Annotated in this window: 10 protein-coding genes; all 10 read left to right on the top strand. The window is 70.8% G+C overall.

The annotated features are described in order from the left end of the window. Positions 1 to 318 precede the first annotated feature (318 nt). A complete protein-coding gene (locus OG892_RS17870) occupies positions 319 to 792 on the top strand; it encodes an ATP-binding protein (protein WP_073733612.1) in 474 nt (157 codons plus the stop codon). 318 nt (positions 793 to 1110) lie between these two features. Beyond that, the gene (locus tag OG892_RS17865) at positions 1111 to 3546 is read left to right on the top strand and encodes a sodium-translocating pyrophosphatase (protein ID WP_371629667.1); all 2436 of its coding nucleotides are present in this window, start codon (positions 1111 to 1113) and stop codon (positions 3544 to 3546) included. A 298-nt stretch (positions 3547 to 3844) separates the two neighbouring features. Next, positions 3845 to 4531, top strand: a complete 687-nt coding sequence (locus tag OG892_RS17860; RefSeq protein ID WP_371629666.1) for a small secreted protein — start codon at positions 3845 to 3847, stop codon at positions 4529 to 4531. 135 nt (positions 4532 to 4666) lie between these two features. Then, the gene (locus tag OG892_RS17855) at positions 4667 to 6202 is read left to right on the top strand and encodes a methyltransferase (protein ID WP_073733615.1); all 1536 of its coding nucleotides are present in this window, start codon (positions 4667 to 4669) and stop codon (positions 6200 to 6202) included. A 179-nt stretch (positions 6203 to 6381) separates the two neighbouring features. Beyond that, entirely contained in the window at positions 6382 to 6555 is a 174-nt protein-coding gene (locus OG892_RS17850) for a hypothetical protein (RefSeq protein WP_371629665.1), read from the top strand. 552 nt (positions 6556 to 7107) lie between these two features. After that, positions 7108 to 7305 (top strand): hypothetical protein, encoded by a 198-nt coding sequence (locus tag OG892_RS17845; protein ID WP_073733617.1) that lies wholly within the window; start codon positions 7108 to 7110, stop codon positions 7303 to 7305. A 349-nt stretch (positions 7306 to 7654) separates the two neighbouring features. Beyond that, positions 7655 to 10540, top strand: a complete 2886-nt coding sequence (gene topA, locus OG892_RS17840; RefSeq protein ID WP_371629664.1) for a type I DNA topoisomerase — start codon at positions 7655 to 7657, stop codon at positions 10538 to 10540. A gap of 342 nt (positions 10541 to 10882) precedes the next feature. Continuing rightward, positions 10883 to 14200 carry a dTMP kinase gene (gene tmk, locus OG892_RS17835; RefSeq protein WP_371629663.1) on the top strand — a complete coding sequence of 1106 codons (3318 nt, stop codon included), beginning with the start codon at positions 10883 to 10885 and terminating at the stop codon, positions 14198 to 14200. A 236-nt stretch (positions 14201 to 14436) separates the two neighbouring features. Continuing rightward, positions 14437 to 15642, top strand: a complete 1206-nt coding sequence (locus OG892_RS17830) for a DNA polymerase III subunit delta' (RefSeq protein ID WP_073733620.1) — start codon at positions 14437 to 14439, stop codon at positions 15640 to 15642. 145 nt (positions 15643 to 15787) lie between these two features. Continuing rightward, a complete protein-coding gene (locus OG892_RS17825; RefSeq protein ID WP_073733621.1) occupies positions 15788 to 17332 on the top strand; it encodes an alpha/beta hydrolase in 1545 nt (514 codons plus the stop codon). Positions 17333 to 17451 lie beyond the last annotated feature (119 nt).

The raw sequence follows: 17451 nt of genomic DNA, 5'->3' as shown, positions 1-17451 counted from the left end.
ATCTATTTTTCGGTCTGTTCGCCGGTCCGGTTGCTGACCGGTCGCTCACGCGATCGGACCAGCCGTCGGTCGGCGGATCAGCGCCGGTTGCCGGATCGGTCAGCGGCCGTCGGATCAGCCGTCAGCCGCGAGCTGTTCGGATCGGCTGTCAGTTGTCAGGTCAGTGGTTGAACTCTGGCCGTACAGCATCCGTCGGGCGGTAGCCCGGTGGATGCCGGGCAGCCGCGCCGGTCGGCGGCGAGCCGGAGAGAAGAGCCAGGAGTGCCGGGCCATCCGCCCGGTACCTGGGTGCACACACGTACGTTCGAGGGGGATCGCATGGCCACCGTTGAACTCCGCTTCAGCGCCCAGCCCGAACACGTCAGAACGGCCCGCCTCGTGGCGGCTGCCGTGGCGCGCCGGGCCGGGGTCGACGAGGCCGTGCTCGACGAGGTCAGGCTCGCCGTGGGAGAGGCCTGCAGCCGCGCGGTCGGGCTGCACCGCAGCCACGGCATCACCGCTCCTGTCACGGTCGTCCTGACCGAGGAGGAGAAGTCCTTCTCCATCGAGGTCGGCGACGAGGTGCCGGGCCCGGGTAGCGACGGTTCCGTACCCGGCATGTCCGGACGGGGTGGCGCCACGTCCGGCGTGGGGCCGGACGAGCCGGAACCCGATCCTGAGGGTGACGGCGAGGACGAGATGGGCCTCGCGGTCATCAGCGGTCTGGTCGACGACGTGGAAGTCAGATCGGGCGCGGACGGCGGAGTCATCCGGATGAGCTGGCCGAAGACGCCGGCGACCGTACTTCCCTGAGACCGGCGACCGTACTGCCCTGAGTGGGGTGCGTCCCGGGGCGGTCCGGCCGGCCCGGTGGCGCGCGAGTTCGCCGCCGATCGCTTTTTCAAGGCCCTGCTGAGCAGGGCCTTTTTTCTTTTCACGTGACCGTTCCTGCTTGATCAGTGATCTACGGACAATGCGTCTGCCCCATTACTGCATTCGGTCCAGTCCGCGAAGGTGATCAATTGCCGTTCGGTGGATGAAGGTCAATTACATTTACCGCGCACTGTTTTGATCGTGTTCCGCTACCTACAATCCGTCCACGTCTTGAGCGCTGAGCGTCAAGGAGGACGTATGGCGGGGTTCGGCACCACACCACTGGCAGAACTGACGCAGTTTTCCGCACTTTCCGACCCACCCACCACTCTCGCGGCAGCGGTGCTCACCGATGACAACCGTGTCATCGTGATCGTCGTCGCGGTCGTCGCCGTCGCGGCACTGCTGGTAGCCCAGCTGCTGGCTCGCCAGGTGCTGGCGGCCGGTGAGGGCACCGATCGCATGAAGGAGATCGCGGCGGCCGTCCAGGAAGGCGCGAACGCCTATCTGGCCCGGCAGTTGCGAACCGTAGGCATCTTCGCCGTCGTCGTATTCTTCCTGCTCTTCCTGCTTCCGGCCGACAACTGGTCGCAGCGCGCAGGGCGTTCGGTGTTCTTCCTGGTCGGTGCGCTTTTCTCGGCGGCCACCGGATACATCGGGATGCGGCTCGCCGTACGGAGCAATGTGCGGGTGGCCGCCGCCGCGCGTGAGGCGACTCCCGCGGAAGGCGAACCGGAAAAGGATCTCACCGCCGTTTCGCACAAAGCAATGAAGATCGCATTCCGTACCGGGGGTGTGGTCGGCATGATCACCGTGGGCCTCGGGCTCCTGGGCGCCTCCTGCGTGGTGCTCGGCTACGCCGCGGACGCGCCCAAGGTGCTGGAGGGCTTCGGGCTCGGAGCGGCGCTGATCGCGATGTTCATGAGGGTCGGTGGAGGCATCTTCACCAAGGCGGCCGACGTCGGCGCGGACCTGGTCGGCAAGGTGGAACAGGGCATTCCGGAGGACGATCCGCGCAACGCGGCCACCATCGCGGACAACGTGGGCGACAACGTCGGGGACTGCGCGGGCATGGCGGCCGACCTCTTCGAGTCGTACGCCGTGACGCTGGTCGCCGCGCTCATCCTCGGCAAGGCCGCGTTCGGTGACGCGGGACTGGCCTTCCCGCTCATCGTGCCGGCGATCGGTGTGATCACCGCGATGATCGGCGTCTTCGCGGTCGCGCCGCGCCGCAGCGACCGCAGTGGGATGACCGCCATCAACCGCGGTTTCTTCATCTCGGCGGTCATCTCGCTCGTTCTGGTGGCCGTGGCGGTCTTCGTCTATCTGCCGTCCACCTACGCGGATCTGGACGGTGTCACCGATGAGTCCATCACCTCGCACGGCGGGGACCCGCGGGTGTTCGCGCTGGTCGCCGTTGCCATCGGCATCGTGCTGGCAGCCCTGATCCAGCAGCTCACGGGCTATTTCACCGAGACCAACCGACGTCCGGTCAGGGACATCGGCAAGTCCTCGCTGACCGGACCGGCCACCGTCGTACTCGCCGGTATCTCCATCGGTCTGGAGTCCGCCGTCTACACCGCGCTGCTGATCGGGCTCGGTGTCTACGGGGCGTTCCTGCTCGGCGGTACGTCGATCATGCTGGCGCTCTTCGCGGTGGCACTGGCCGGGACCGGCCTGCTCACGACCGTCGGGGTCATCGTCGCCATGGACACCTTCGGCCCGGTTTCCGACAACGCCCAGGGCATCGCTGAGATGTCCGGTGATGTGACCGGTGCCGGTGCCCAGGTCCTCACCGATCTGGACGCCGTCGGCAACACCACCAAGGCCATCACCAAGGGCATCGCCATCGCGACCGCCGTTCTGGCGGCGGCGGCGCTCTTCGGCTCCTACCGCGACGCGATCGCCACCGCGGTCGACGACGTCGGAGCCTCGGCCGGGGAGATGGGGCTGAGCCTCGACATCTCGCAGCCCAACAACCTGGTTGGCCTGATCCTCGGCGCCGCGGTCGTCTTCCTCTTCTCCGGCCTGGCCATCAACGCGGTGTCCCGGTCCGCCGGGGCGGTCGTCTACGAGGTGCGGCGGCAGTTCCGCGAGCACCCCGGGATCATGGACTACACCGAGAAGCCGGAGTACGGGCGCGTCGTCGACATCTGCACCAAGGACGCGCTGCGCGAGCTGGCCACGCCCGGTCTGCTGGCGGTGCTGGCGCCGATCGCGGTCGGTTTCAGCTTCGGGGTCGGGGCACTCGGCTCGTATCTCGCCGGGGCGATCGGCACCGGGACGCTGATGGCGGTCTTCCTCGCCAACTCCGGCGGTGCCTGGGACAACGCCAAGAAGCTCGTCGAGGACGGTCACCACGGCGGCAAGGGGAGCGACGCCCATGCCGCGACCGTCATCGGTGACACGGTCGGTGACCCGTTCAAGGACACGGCCGGGCCGGCGATCAACCCCTTGCTCAAGGTGATGAACCTGGTGGCGCTGCTCATCGCTCCCGCGGTGGTGAAGTTCAGCTACGGGGAGGACGCGAACGCCGGGGTGCGCGCGGTGGTCGCGGTGCTCGCTGTCGTCGTCATCATCGGTGCGGTCTACGTCTCCAAGCGGCGCGGGATCGCCGTGGGGGACGACGGCGACTCCGGTGGCGAGGGCGGAGGCAGCTCGGCCCGGCCGACCGACCCGGCGGCCGTTCAGTGAGCCGGCTCGCGGCGGTCGGCCACGTCAACGGCGCTCCGGGAGGCCGGAGCGACTAGCCGACGCCAAGTCAGGAAGCGCACGGGCGGGGCATTCTGATGCTCCGCCCGTCCGTCGTCTGACAGAGTGTTTGTTCGATCAGGTGTTCCCGTATGCCGGGGCCGAGTGGGTGAGTTGTATCTCCCTCATTTCGCTTGGTGCAAATGGCTGCAAAAGCTCACCCATCGGACTCCGGGCGCCCAAATGCAGGGCGTTCGACGTGTAAGTTCCGGGGCCGAGAGCCTTGGAAGGGACCAATCCGGTGAACAAGAAGCTTGCGGCCGCGCTGTCCGGCGGTGCGGTACTGGTACTTACGCTGTCGGGCTGCAGCGACGACAGCGACAACAAGGTGAACGACTGGGCCAAGAAGGTCTGTGACCAGGTCCAGCCCCAGCTGCAGAAGATCGCGAACGCCAACGCCTCCATCCAGCAGCAGACCGCCGACAACAGCAAGCCCGCCGACGTCCAGAAGACCGACTCGGCCGCCTTCCAGCAGATCTCCCAGGCCTACAAGGCGCTGGGCTCGGCGGTCGACTCTGCGGGCCCGCCGCCGGTCGACGACGGCGAGACCACGCAGAAGGAAGCCGTGAAGGAGCTCAACGCCTCCTCCGCGGCCTACGCGAATCTGCAGAAGAAGGTCGATGACCTCAACACGAAGGACCAGGCGAAGTTCGCCGACGGCCTCAAGGGCATCGCTGACGAGCTGAACAAGATCAGCACCAACGGTGACCAGGCGCTGAAGAAGCTCCAGTCCGGCGAGGTCGGCAGCGCGATGGCCAAGCAGAAGGGCTGCCAGAAGCCGACGGCCCCCGCATCGCCGTCGGCCGGCACCTCGAAGTCGGCTTCGCCCTCGAAGGACTCGAAGGACTCGCAGGACTCGAAGAGCTCCGAGGACCCGAAGGACGCGAAGAAGGCGTCTTCCTCGGCCTCGCCCAGCGAGAAGTCGTAACCGGACGGCTCCCCGACACTGCCGCCCTCACAACCCGGACGAGCAGCTGTACGACCCCCGGCCGGCGGTCGTACGACCGGCCCGTCGGCCCGATGGGCCGACGGGCCGCTGCCGTTGTCAGTGGGAGCCGTCACAATGGGTCACGTGAGTAAGACCAGCCTTCCCGCACCCGACCATGCGACCCGGCTTCGCGAAGCCCTGCTCGCCGCCGCCTTCACCGCCGACGGGCTCCTCGACCTGCTCGGCGCACCCGCCTACGCCGCGCTCGCGCGCAGTGAGACCGTCCCGGCGCTGCGTGCGACCCGGGGTGAGGCGCCGCTCGACACGCTCGTGCGGCTCTTCCTCCTCCAGCGCCCGGTCCCCGCCGGGCGGGCGGCCGCCGTGCTGCCGCTGCCGGAATGCGTGGCCGACGGCTGGCTGACCGAGTCGGACGGCGAGGTGCGCGCGTCCGTCGACGTACGCCCCTACGGCGGACCGGACGGCCAGGACTGGTTCATCGTCTCCGACCTGGGCTGCGCCGTCGGCGGCGCGGGCGGCATCGGCTCGCACGAGGAGGGCGTCGTCCTCGGTATCGGCGGCGCCTCCACCACTCTCGCCGGCATCACCGTCCGCAGGCCCGTCGCCACCGCCCTCGACATCGGTACGGGCTCCGGCATCCAGGCGCTGCACGCTTCGCAGCACGCCACCCGGGTCACCGCCACCGACCTCAACCCGCGCGCCCTCGGCTTCACCCGGCTCACCCTCGCCCTGTCCGGCGCGGCCCCGGCCGATCTGCGCGAGGGCTCCCTCTACGAACCGGTCGCCGGGGAGACGTACGACCTGATCGTCTCCAACCCGCCCTTCGTCATCTCGCCCGGCGCCCGGCTCACCTACCGCGACGGCGGAATGGCGGGCGACGACCTGTGCCGGACCCTGGTGCAGCAGACCGGCGAGCGGCTGAACGAGGGCGGGTACGCCCATTTCCTGGCCAACTGGCAGCACACAGAGGACGAGGAGTGGCAGGACCGGCTGCGCTCCTGGGTCCCGCACGGCTGTGACGCCTGGATCGTGCAGCGCGAGGTCCAGGACGTCACGCAGTACGCGGAGCTGTGGCTGCGCGACAGCGGCGACCACCGCACGGAGCCGGCGGAGTACGCGGCGCGGTACGACGCCTGGCTGGACGAGTTCGAGGCCAGTGGGACCAAGGGCGTCGGGTTCGGCTGGATCACGCTGCGGAAGTCCGCCGCGGCGGACGCCGGAGACGCGTCGATCGTGATCGAGGAGTGGCCGCACGCGGTGGAGCAGCCGCTCGGTCCGGCCATCGAGGCGCACTTCGCCCGTCAGGACTACCTGCGGCAACAGGACGACGCGGCGCTGCTGACCGGCCATTTCACGCTGGCGGCCGAGGTGGTCCAGGAGCAGGTCGGGCTGCCTGGCGCGGAGGACCCCGAGCACGTGGTGCTCCGTCAGAACCGCGGTATGCGGCGCGCGACGAAGGTCGACGCGGTGGGAGCGGGGTTCGCCGGTGTGTGCGACGGATCGCTGCCGGCCGGCCGGATCCTCGACGCCATCGCCCAGTTGATGAACGAGGACCCGGTGCTGCTGCGCGACCGCACCCCGCAGGCCATCCGGCTGCTGGTCGAGGAGGGCTTCCTGGAGCCGGTGCCCCCGGCAGGGCGGACGGCCGGATGATCCGGACCGAACTGGACGAGCCCGCGCTCGGCGCGACACGGATCGCGATCAGCCCGCGAACACCTCGACCGCATGCGGTATCTGGCGGGCGTGGACGGGATGGCCGCCGAGGGCCGGGGCCGTACCCATGTGCGTCGTGTCACTCGGGATGAACGGGCCTGCTGCTCGCCGCCACGTTCGTGCTGCTGTGCAACGGCAACGGCAACGGCAACGGCAACGGCAACGGCAACGGCAACGCCAAGGCCAACGCACTCGCCAACCCGCTGGACGCGCCCGTGTGGACGCTGTTCGGGATGCTCGTGCCCGTCACCGTGCTGCCGGAATGGCCCCGTCCCGTTTCAGGGGACCGGTGAGGTGTTAGTCGGCCATCGCCAACGAACGCCGTTACGGGACGTTCGGCGCGATACTGCTCAGCCCCCGGAACCGGGCTCCGCTCTGGTTCGGCCGTGCGCTGCCCTACGTACTTAACGGCCCTTTCATCAGCGCCTTCACGCTCTCCTCCGTCTGGCTGCTGCTCGGTCTTCGGATTCCGGTTGGCGCTCTTCCCGGGCCGGCCGCCGTTCTGCACCCCGCCGCGGCGGGGTGCTCCGCCTTCGGCGTCGCGCTCGGGGCGTCGAAGCCGTACCGCCGCTGACCCACGCGGCCGAAGCGGCAGGTGAGTTGTCCGCAGGCGCCGGTCTCGACGTCCGGGCTCTCGCTGCCGACCTCGGGCCGGGTGCCGGGGTACGCGCTGGTCGCCGTTGCGCTCGGTCCCGGTGTTCACCCGGGGTTCGCGTTGCCGACGCTCCGTGGTGCGAGCCTCCCCCGGAACGGCGCGCAACGAAGCCGTAAGGCGCGGTACGACTGCGGGCACCCCCGCCCCCGGTCCGCCCCGGTCCGCGCCGGGGACAGAGAGGCGTACGGGTATGGAGAGCGGACCTGCGATCTTCGCCGGAACAGCATTCGCACTGTTCGGTGCCGCGCTGCTGCTGTGGACGGGGGCGTGCGTACTGCATCGCGCGCCGGTGGCGTACCGGGTGAGCCCCGTTGCCTCGACCGTACTCGCCACTGTGTTCGGCGTAGTTTTCCTCGTCCTCGGGGTGTGGTGCTTCACACGCGTCTGAACGCGTATCTGAATGCGTGTCTCAATGCGTGTCCGAACCCGTCGCGAGCCACTCGGGGCCCGGAGCCGGCCCGGAACACGCCCGGACCGCGCGCACCCCGCCGCCGGTACCCGCGGTGCGGTCACAGCGCCGCCGAAACCCGCAGGCAGCGGCCCCGCGCACGGCGGACCGAGCGGGCCGGGCGGCAGGAAAGGCGGAAGTCGGGTTACCGTTCGAGTGGCCGTTGCGGGCTTTTGCCGTTTGACACGGGGGCGGGTTGTACCGTCACACTCCGCAGCGACAGCACTGTCGGCAGCGCGATCGCGCTGCCCTGATGCCCACCGAGCGTCGACCGGAGAGAAGAGCGAAGTTGTCCCCGACCAGCGAGACCGCACAGGGCGGCCGCCGACTCGTCATCGTCGAGTCGCCTGCCAAGGCGAAGACGATCAAGGGCTATCTCGGCCCCGGATACGTCGTCGAGGCGAGCGTCGGGCACATCCGCGACCTCCCGAACGGCGCGGCGGAGGTGCCGGACGAGTACACCGGCGAGGTGCGCCGGCTCGGCGTGGACGTCGAGAACGACTTCCAGCCCATCTACGTCGTCAATGCCGATAAGAAGGCCCAGGTCAGGAAGCTCAAGCAGCTGCTGGCCGAGTCGGACGAACTCTTCCTCGCCACCGATGAGGACCGCGAGGGCGAAGCCATCGCGTGGCACCTGCAGGAAGTCCTCAAGCCCAAGGTCCCGGTCCACCGGATGGTCTTCCACGAGATCACCAAGGACGCGATCCGGGCCGCCGTCGCCAACCCGCGCGAGCTGAACCAGCGCATGGTCGACGCCCAGGAGACCCGACGCATCCTCGACCGCCTCTACGGCTACGAGGTCTCGCCGGTCCTGTGGAAGAAGGTCATGCCGCGGCTGTCGGCGGGCCGTGTCCAGTCGGTCGCCACCCGGCTCGTCGTCGAGCGGGAGCGCGAGCGCATCGCCTTCCGCTCCGCCGAGTACTGGGACCTGACCGGCACGTTCGCCACCGGCCGCAGCGGTGACGCCTCCGACCCCTCGACGCTCACCGCCCGCCTCAGCGCGGTCGACGGGCGCCGCATCGCCCAGGGCCGTGACTTCGGTCCGGACGGCCGGCTGAAGTCCGCCTCCGGTCAGACGCTGCACCTGGACGAGACGAACGCCCGCGCCCTGGCCGCCGCGCTCGCCGACTCCTCGTTCGCCGTCCGGTCCGTCGAGTCGAAGCCGTACCGCCGTTCCCCGTACGCCCCCTTCCGTACGACGACCCTCCAGCAGGAGGCGAGCCGGAAGCTGGGCTTCGGGGCCAAGGCCACCATGCAGGTCGCGCAGAAGCTGTACGAGAACGGCTTCATCACCTATATGCGTACCGACTCCACGACCCTCTCGGACACCGCGATCTCCGCGGCCCGTGCCCAGGTCACGCAGTTGTACGGCGCCAATTACCTGCCGGACAAGCCGCGCACGTACGCCGGCAAGGTCAAGAACGCGCAGGAGGCGCACGAGGCGATCCGCCCCTCCGGCGACCGCTTCCGCACGCCTGCCGAGACCGGCCTCACCGGCGACCAGTTCCGGCTCTACGAGCTGATCTGGAAGCGGACCGTCGCCTCCCAGATGAAGGACGCGGTCGGTAACTCCGTCACCGTCAAGATCGGCGGCCGGGCGAGCGACGGCCGCGACGCCGAGTTCTCCGCGTCCGGCAAGACGATCACCTTCCACGGCTTCATGAAGGCGTACGTCGAAGGCGCCGACGACCCGAACGCCGAGCTGGACGACCGCGAGCGCCGGCTGCCGCAGGTCGCCGAGGGCGACGCGCTGTCCGCCGACGAGGTCACCGTCGACGGCCACGCGACGAAGCCGCCGGCCAGGTACACCGAGGCCTCGCTGGTCAAGGAGCTGGAAGAGCGCGAGATCGGCCGCCCGTCGACGTACGCCTCGATCATCGGGACGATCCTCGACCGCGGGTACGTGTTCAAGAAGGGCACGGCGCTCGTGCCGTCGTTCCTCTCGTTCGCCGTGGTCAATCTGCTGGAGAAGCACTTCGGCCGGCTCGTCGACTACGACTTCACGGCTCGTATGGAGGACGACCTCGACCGCATCGCCCGCGGTGAGGCCCAGTCCGTGCCGTGGCTGAAGCGCTTCTACTTCGGTGCGCAGCCCGGTGACGACACGGCCGGTGCCGGAAAGGCGTCCGACGCGGGCAACGGCGACGGCGACCACCTCGGCGGGCTCAAGGAGCTCGTCACGGACCTCGGCGCGATCGACGCCCGGGAGATCTCCTCGTTCCCCGTCGGCAACGACATCAAGCTCCGCGTCGGCCGCTACGGCCCGTACATCGAGCGCGGCGAGAAGGACTCCGAGGGCCACCAGCGCGCGGACGTCCCCGAGGACCTGGCGCCCGACGAGCTGTCCGTCGAGTACGCGGAGGAGCTGCTGGCCAAGCCGAGCGGCGACTTCGAGCTCGGTGCGGACCCGGCCAGCGGGAACCAGATCATCGCCAAGGACGGGCGCTACGGTCCGTACGTCACCGAGGTGCTGCCCGAGGGCACGCCGAAGACCGGCAAGAACGCGGTGAAGCCGCGGACGGCTTCGTTGTTCAAGTCGATGTCGCTGGACACGGTGACGCTGGCCGACGCGCTGAAGCTGATGTCGCTGCCGCGCGTCGTCGGTGAGGACGCCGAGGGTGTCGAGATCACCGCGCAGAACGGCCGCTACGGCCCGTACCTGAAGAAGGGCACGGACTCGCGGTCGCTGACCTCCGAGGACCAGCTCTTCGACATCACCCTCGAAGAGGCCCTGGCGATCTACGCCCAGCCCAAGCAGCGCGGCCGGGCCGCGGCCAAGCCGCCGCTGAAGGAACTGGGCACGGACCCGGTGAGTGGTGCTCCGGTCGTCGTGAAGGACGGGCGCTTCGGCGCGTACGTCACCGATGGCGAGACGAACGCGACGCTGCGGTCCGACGACAGCGTCGAGGAGATCACGCCGGAGCGCGGCTACGAGCTGCTCGCGGAGAAGCGGGCCAAGGGGCCGGCCAAGAAGAAGACGGCGAAGAAGGCCCCGGCCAAGAAGGCGACCGCGAAGAAGGCGCCGGCGAAGAAGGCGACCGCGGCGAAGAAGACTGCGGCCAAGAAGACGACTTCGACTGCGGCGAAGAAGACGACTGCGAAGAAGACGACTGCGGCGGCGGCGAAGAAGTCTGCCTCTGCCTCTGCCTCTGCTTCGTCGTCGTCGGAGGAGTGACCTCGCGGAGTTTCTGAACGCCGGGCGGGCTGGAGATACATCTCCGGCCCGCCCGGCGTTTGCGCTGTTGGGGGTGTGGGCGGGGGCGCCTGCGGCGGGCCTTGTCCCCTACCCGCCCCTTCCCGTAACCGGGGCTCCGCCCCGGACCCCGCTCCTCAAACGCCGGAGGGGCTGGAGGTGGAGCTGGGGCTGGGAAGGGGGCGGGAAGTTGTGGGGGGAGGGCTGGAAATCGGGTGGGAAGTTGTGGGGGAAGGGCGGTGGGACGGGCTGGGGCGGGGGTTCAGCGGTCGTATGTTCGGACGCGGCCCCCGGTCACCGGTTCGCTCCCGATAGGCTGGGCGGATGACGCGAGCCGAGCAGCCAACGGTCGTGAGCCCCACCTCCGACACACTTGCCGCAGACTCACGCGAGCGCGCCGTACGAGCCCTGTTGCGCATTCCCCCGCTCAAGCGGTTGTGGAGCGCCCAGCTCGTCGGTGGTATCGGCGATGCACTCGCCCTTCTCGTGCTGGTGCTGCTGTCGCTGCAAGCGGCGGTCCTTGAGGGCTCATTCGGATCCGGATACCGCGGGGCGGCCTTTGCCGTCGCCGCCGTGTTCGGTGCCCGGATTATTTCCACCTTGCTCTTCGGAGCCGTACTCCTGGGGCCTTTGACGACCCTGACGGCGCCGGGCGGGCCGATCGACCGGCGGTGGCTGATGATCGGGGCGGACGGGCTGCGGCTCGCGCTGCTGGTCGTCGCGCCGCTGTGGATCGACTGGACGCCCGACCGGGCGCTCATGATGATCCTGATCACCGTCTTCGTCACCGGCGTCGGCGAACGCCTGTGGCGCATCGCCAAGGAGAGCGCCGCTCCCGCGCTGCTGCCCGCCCCGCCCATCGAGGGCGCCGCCGTGCGCCCGCTGCCGGACCACCTCGAACCGCTGCGCCGGCTCTTCCTGCGCACCGACTTCGCCGCCGTCCCCGCCGCCGCGGCCGTGCTGCTGGTGGCCACGCTGATCGGGAACCTGCTGGGCTCGGGCCTGGACTGGTTCTCCTTCCACCAGGCGGCCCTCGGCTCGTACGTCGCGGCCGGGCTGTTCTCCGCCTCCATCTCCATCGTGTACTTCCTGGAACTGCCCGGTACGCCCACGCCCCGGCCGCGCTCCCCGCTCGAAGGGCTGCGCCGGCCGTCCGCCGGCCAGGGAGCGGACAAGGGCCGCACCGGCGCGATGCCGCTGATCGTCGGGACCTGCGCCGCCGTCGCCGGAGCCATCGCGGCCGCGGGCGCTGTCGCCGTACTGCACGCCACCGACCTGGGCGGCGGACCCGTCACCCTCGCGCTGCTGATCCTCGCCCTCACCGGCGGCACGGGCGCCGGTATCCGCACGGCCGGCAAGGTGCTCCCGACGCTGTCGCGGCGACGGCTGCTCTCCCTGGCCACCGCCGTCACAGGCGTCGCGCTGCTGGCGATGGGCCTGGTCCCGGACACGGCGACCGTCGTCCTGATCGCCGTGCTCGCCGGATACGCGGCGGGCGTCGCCGCGAACACCGGCCATGTCCTCGTCGACCAGGAGACCGAGGAACCCCGCCGGGTCCGGACCACCGAACACCTCCAGGCCGTCGTCCGGGTCCTGATCGCGCTCGGCGCGGTCGGCGGTCCGCTGGTCGCCGCCGCCATAGGCACGCACCGGCTGACAGCCGGGGACTTCGTCTTCGCGCACGGCGGCGCCGCCTTCACCCTGATGCTGATCGGCGCCCTGCTGCTGCCGGTCGCCGCGGTTGTGCTGGCGAAGACGGACGACCGTTCCGGAGTGCCGCTGCGCCGCGATCTGCGCGAGGCGCTGCGCGGCGGCGAACCGGCCGTCGCCCCCGCCACGACCGGCTTCTTCCTCGCCCTGGAGGGCGGCGACGGCGCCGGCAAGTCCACCCAGGTCGAGGCGCTCGCCGAGTGGATCCGGGCCAAGGGCCACGAGGTCGTCGTCACCCGGGAGCCCGGCGCCACCCCCGTCGGCAAGCGGCTGCGGTCGATCCTGCTCGACGTGTCCTCGGCCGGACTCTCCAACCGCGCGGAGGCCCTGCTCTACGCCGCCGACCGCGCCGAGCACGTCGACTCCGTCGTGCGCCCGGCTCTTGAGCGCGGCGCGATCGTCATCTCCGACCGCTACATCGACTCGTCGGTCGCCTACCAGGGCGCGGGCCGCGATCTCGCGCCGACCGAGATCGCCCGGATCTCGCGCTGGGCGACGAGCGGGCTCGTACCGCATCTGACGGTGCTCCTGGACGTCGATCCGGAGACCGCGCGCGAACGGTTCACCGAGGCGCCCGACCGGCTGGAGTCCGAGCCGCCCGAGTTCCACTCCCGGGTGCGGTCCGGCTTCCTGACGCTGGCCGCGGCCGACCCGACGCGCTACCTGGTGGTGGACGCCGGCCAGGACCCGGAGTCGATCACCACCGTCGTACGGCACCGGCTCGACCAGCTCCTTCCGCTCTCCGAGGCCGAGATCAAGGCCCTGGAGGAGGCGCGCAAGGCTGCCGAGGAAGAGGCCAGGCGCCTCGCGGAGGAAGAGGCCGCGCGCAAGGCCGAGGAGGAGCGCCTGGAGCGTGAGCGGCAGGAGCAGCTCGCCCGGCTCCGCGCCGAGGAGGAGGAGCGCAAGCGGCAGGAGCTGGAGGAAGCCCGCCGCCGCGAGGCGGAGCGCCAGGCCGAGGAGGCCCGGCAGCGCGCCGAGGAGGCCCGCCGGATCGCGGAGGAGGAGCGCAAGCGGCAGGAGGCCGAGGAAGCGGCCCGCGAGGCCGAGCAGGCCCGACTGCGCCGGCAGGCCGAGGAAGAGGCGCGGCTGCGCAAGGAGGCCGAGGCGCTCCGTCTTGAGAAGCAGCGCAAGGCCGAGGAGTCGCTCCTGAGGGCCGAGGCGGCACGCCGTCAGGCCGAGGCCGAGTCGGCCGCCGCGGCAGAGACCGCGCGTGCGGAGGCCGCCGCTGCGGAGGCGGACGCCGCAGAGGCGGCTGCCCAGGCGGAGTCGGCCGCGCGGGCTTCCCAGGAGCGTCGGGAGTCCCAGGAGCGTCGGGAGTCCCGGTCGTCCGGGCCGTCTCGGTCGTCCGAGCCGTCCGTTCCGGACAACGAGCTGACGGTGCCGACTCCGATCGTCAACCCGAACGAGATCACCCAGCCGGTTCCCTCCCCGGTGGATCCGTCGTCCGGATCCTCCCGTTCCTCCTCCCGTTCCTCGTCAGACACCTGGCCCTCCGACGAGGCCGAGACGACGATGATCCCGAAGTTCACCGACCCGGACGAGCGCTCCGGCGGCCGGGACGCGGCAGGCTCGGCGGACGACACGGCGGTCCTTCCGCCGGTACGGGACACGGGCCGCGGGTCCGCCCGGGACGCCGACCCGGCCGACCGGGTACCGAGGGGCATCTTCCGGGACGAGCACCCGGGGGGCTCCGTACCGGAGCGCGAGAACGAGCGCACCCGCGAGCTCCCGCAGATCACCGACCCGAACGCGCCCCAGCAGCCGGCCCCGGACGAGCGGGAGCGCTCCGGCCGGGCGTCCCGGCGGCCCCGCCCGGACTGGGCGGAGGAGACCCCACTGGACGATCTGCCGACGCTGGCGGACGAACTGCTCGGCGACCACGACGACGAGGGCCCCGACTCCCGGGGCCGCGGCCGTCGCCCGCGCCGCTGATCGGAACGTGACCGCTGGTACGTGACCGCCGGTACGTGCCCCGGTACGTGCCCCGGTACGTGCCCCGGTACGTGCGGAAGCCCCGGATATCCGGGGCTTCCGTGCTTCCGGGGCTCTTCCGTCCCGGGATTGTCAGACCCGTCCCTCACAATGGGAAGCCGGATCGACGCCTGACGCGCACCGCGTCCGGCCGCTGATCAGCGAGAGCCACGACCACCACCGGAAGGGCGGGACCCATGTCCGTATGGGACGACCTGGTCGGCCAGGACCGGGTGCAGGAGCAGCTCGGCGCCGCCGCCAGGGACGCCGACGTGCTGGTCTCCGCCATCTCGGCCGGAGAGCCGGTGCCGCCCGGCTCGAGGATGACCCACGCGTGGCTGTTCACCGGCCCGCCCGGCTCCGGACGGGCCACCGCCGCCAGGGCCTTCGCGGCGGCTCTGCAGTGCACCAGTCCGGACCGCGCGCTGGGCGGGGCACCGGGCTGCGGTTTCTGCGACAACTGCCACACCAGCCTCATCGGTACGCACGCCGATGTCGACGTGATCCGCACCGACCTGCTCTCCATCGGCGTGAAGGAGACCCGGGAGCTGGTCCGCCGCGCCCAGCTCTCACCGGCCGTCGGGCGCTGGCAGGTCATCGTCATGGAGGACGCCGACCGCCTCACGGAAGGCGCGGGCAACGTCCTGCTGAAGGCGATCGAGGAGCCCGCACCGCGCACCGTGTGGCTGCTCTGCGCGCCCTCGCTCGAAGACGTGCTGCCCACGATCCGCTCCCGCTGCCGCCACCTCACGCTGCGCACCCCGTCGGTCGACGCGGTCGCCGATGTCCTGATCCGGCGGGACGGTATCGACCCGGAGCGGGCCGCCTCCGCCGCCCGTGCCACGCAGGGCCACATCGGAAGGGCCCGCCGCCTCGCCACGGACGAGCGGGCGCGGTCCCGCCGCGCGGCGGTCCTCAAGCTGCCGCTGCGCGTCGAGGACATCGGCGGCTGCCTCAAGGCCGCGCAGGAGCTGATCGACACCGCCACCGACGACGCGAAGCAGGTCGCGGAGGACGTGGACGTCAAGGAGACGGAGGACATGAAGGCCGCGCTGGGCGCGTCCGCCGGAGGCCGGATGCCGCGCGGCACCGCCGGGGTGATGAAGGACCTGGAGGACAAGCAGAAGCGCCGCAGGACCCGTACGCAGCGCGACAGCCTCGATCTGGCGCTCACCGAGCTGACCGGCTTCTACCGTGATGTGCTCGCCCTCCAGCTGGGCTCGCGGATCGCCATCGCCAATACCGACGCGCAGGACTCCCTCGACCGCATCGTCCGCTCGTCCACGCCCGAGCGGACCCTGCGCCGGATCGAGGCGGTGACCGCCTGCCGCCGGGCGCTGGACCGCAACGTTGCCCCGCTGCTCGCGGTGGAGGCCATGACGATGGCGCTGCGGGCGGGCTGACCACTACGGCCCGGCGGCTGACCCGGCAGGCGAGGCAGTCGAGGCAGTCAGGGCAGTCAGGGCAGTCGTGGCGGTCGAGGCACGCCGAATCACCCGTATGAGGCGGGAATCGGGCGAGTCGTCACCCGGCGGCTACGCTCCGGACATGGACACCAGGCGCCCGCTCCGCACCCTCGCCATCGCGCTCGGCACTGCCGGCCTCCTCATCTCCGGCTGCAGCAGCGGAAGTTCGACGACGGGCGCCTCGTCATCCGGACCTGCGGCCACCGCCTCCCCCGTCCCGGCCGCGCTGAAGACGTACTACGCACAGCACCTGAGCTGGCGGGACTGCGGTGTCACCGGATTCCAGTGCACGACGATGAAGGCGCCGCTCGACTACGCGAAGCCGGACGCCGGTGAGATCAAGCTGGCGGTCTCCCGCAAGAAGGCCACCGGCCCCGGCAAGCGGATCGGATCGCTGCTGGTGAATCCGGGCGGGCCCGGCGGATCGGCCATCGAGTACCTCCAGGGCTACGCCGCGGTCGGCTACCCCGCCCAGGTGCGGGCCCGGTACGACATGGTGGCCATCGACCCCCGCGGGGTGGCGCGCAGCGAACCCGTCACCTGCCTCACCGGTCCGCAGATGGACGCCTACACGCAGGTCGACCAGACGCCGGACGACGCCGGGGAGGTCACCGCCCTGAGCGGTGCGTTCAAGAAGTTCGCCACGGGGTGCGAGCAGCGATCGGCGGAGATCCTGCCGCACGTCTCCACGGTGGAGACGGCGCGTGACATGGATGTCCTGCGGGCGCTGCTCGGTGACGACCGGCTGAACTACGTCGGGGCCTCGTACGGCACCTTTCTGGGCGCGACGTACGCGGAACTCTTCCCGGCGCGGGCGGGCAGGCTCGTCCTCGACGGTGCGATGGACCCGTCGCTCCCCTCGGTCGAGATGAACCGCGACCAGACGGCGGGGTTCGAGACGGCGTTTCAGTCCTTCGCCGGTGACTGCGTGAAGAAGTCGGGCTGCCCGCTCGGCACCACGTCCGCCTCCGACGCCGCGGACAGGCTGAAGCAGCTGTTCGCCGGCCTCGACGCCAAGCCGATCGCCACGGGTGACTCGCGCAAGCTCGGGGAGTCCCTGGCCACCACGGGGGTCATCGCCGCCATGTACGACGAGGCGGCCTGGCCCCAGCTCCGTGACGCGCTCACGGCCGCCGAGAAGGGCGACGGCTCCGGCCTGCTCTCGCTGGCGGACAGCTACTACGAGCGCGAGCCCAACGGCAGGTACGCGAACCTGATGTACGCCAACGCGGCCGTGAACTGCATCGACCTCCCGCCCGCCTTCACCACCTCAGAGGCGGTCACCCAGTCGCTCCCCACCTTCGAGAAGGCCTCCCCGGTCTTCGGCAAGGGCTTCGCCTGGGCCTCCCTGAACTGCGCGTACTGGCCGGTCCGCGCCACCGGCGCCCCGCACCGCATCAAGGCCGAGGGCGCGGCCCCGATCGTGGTGGTCGGCACCACCCGGGACCCGGCGACCCCGTACAAGTGGGCGAAGTCCCTGGCCGGCCAGCTCAGCTCCGGGACCCTCCTCACCTACGAGGGCGACGGCCACACGGCGTACGGCCGCGGCAGCGACTGCATCGACACGGCGATCAACACCTACCTCCTGGAGGGCACCCCGCCGAGCGACGGCAAGACCTGCTCCTGACCCCACCCACCACAACGCTGACCTGCGCCTATGCCCCGGCGCCAGGGCGGTACGGAGCACCCTCGGAAACTGTGTAGACTTGGGCCCGCTGCTGATCGCACCATGGTGTGGCAGCGCGT

The sequence above is a fragment of the Streptomyces sp. NBC_00341 genome (assembly GCF_041435055.1).
Lineage (GTDB): Bacteria > Actinomycetota > Actinomycetes > Streptomycetales > Streptomycetaceae > Streptomyces.
Note: the sequence above shows the minus strand (reverse complement) of the source record. Positions and strands in the feature narration are given on the sequence as shown.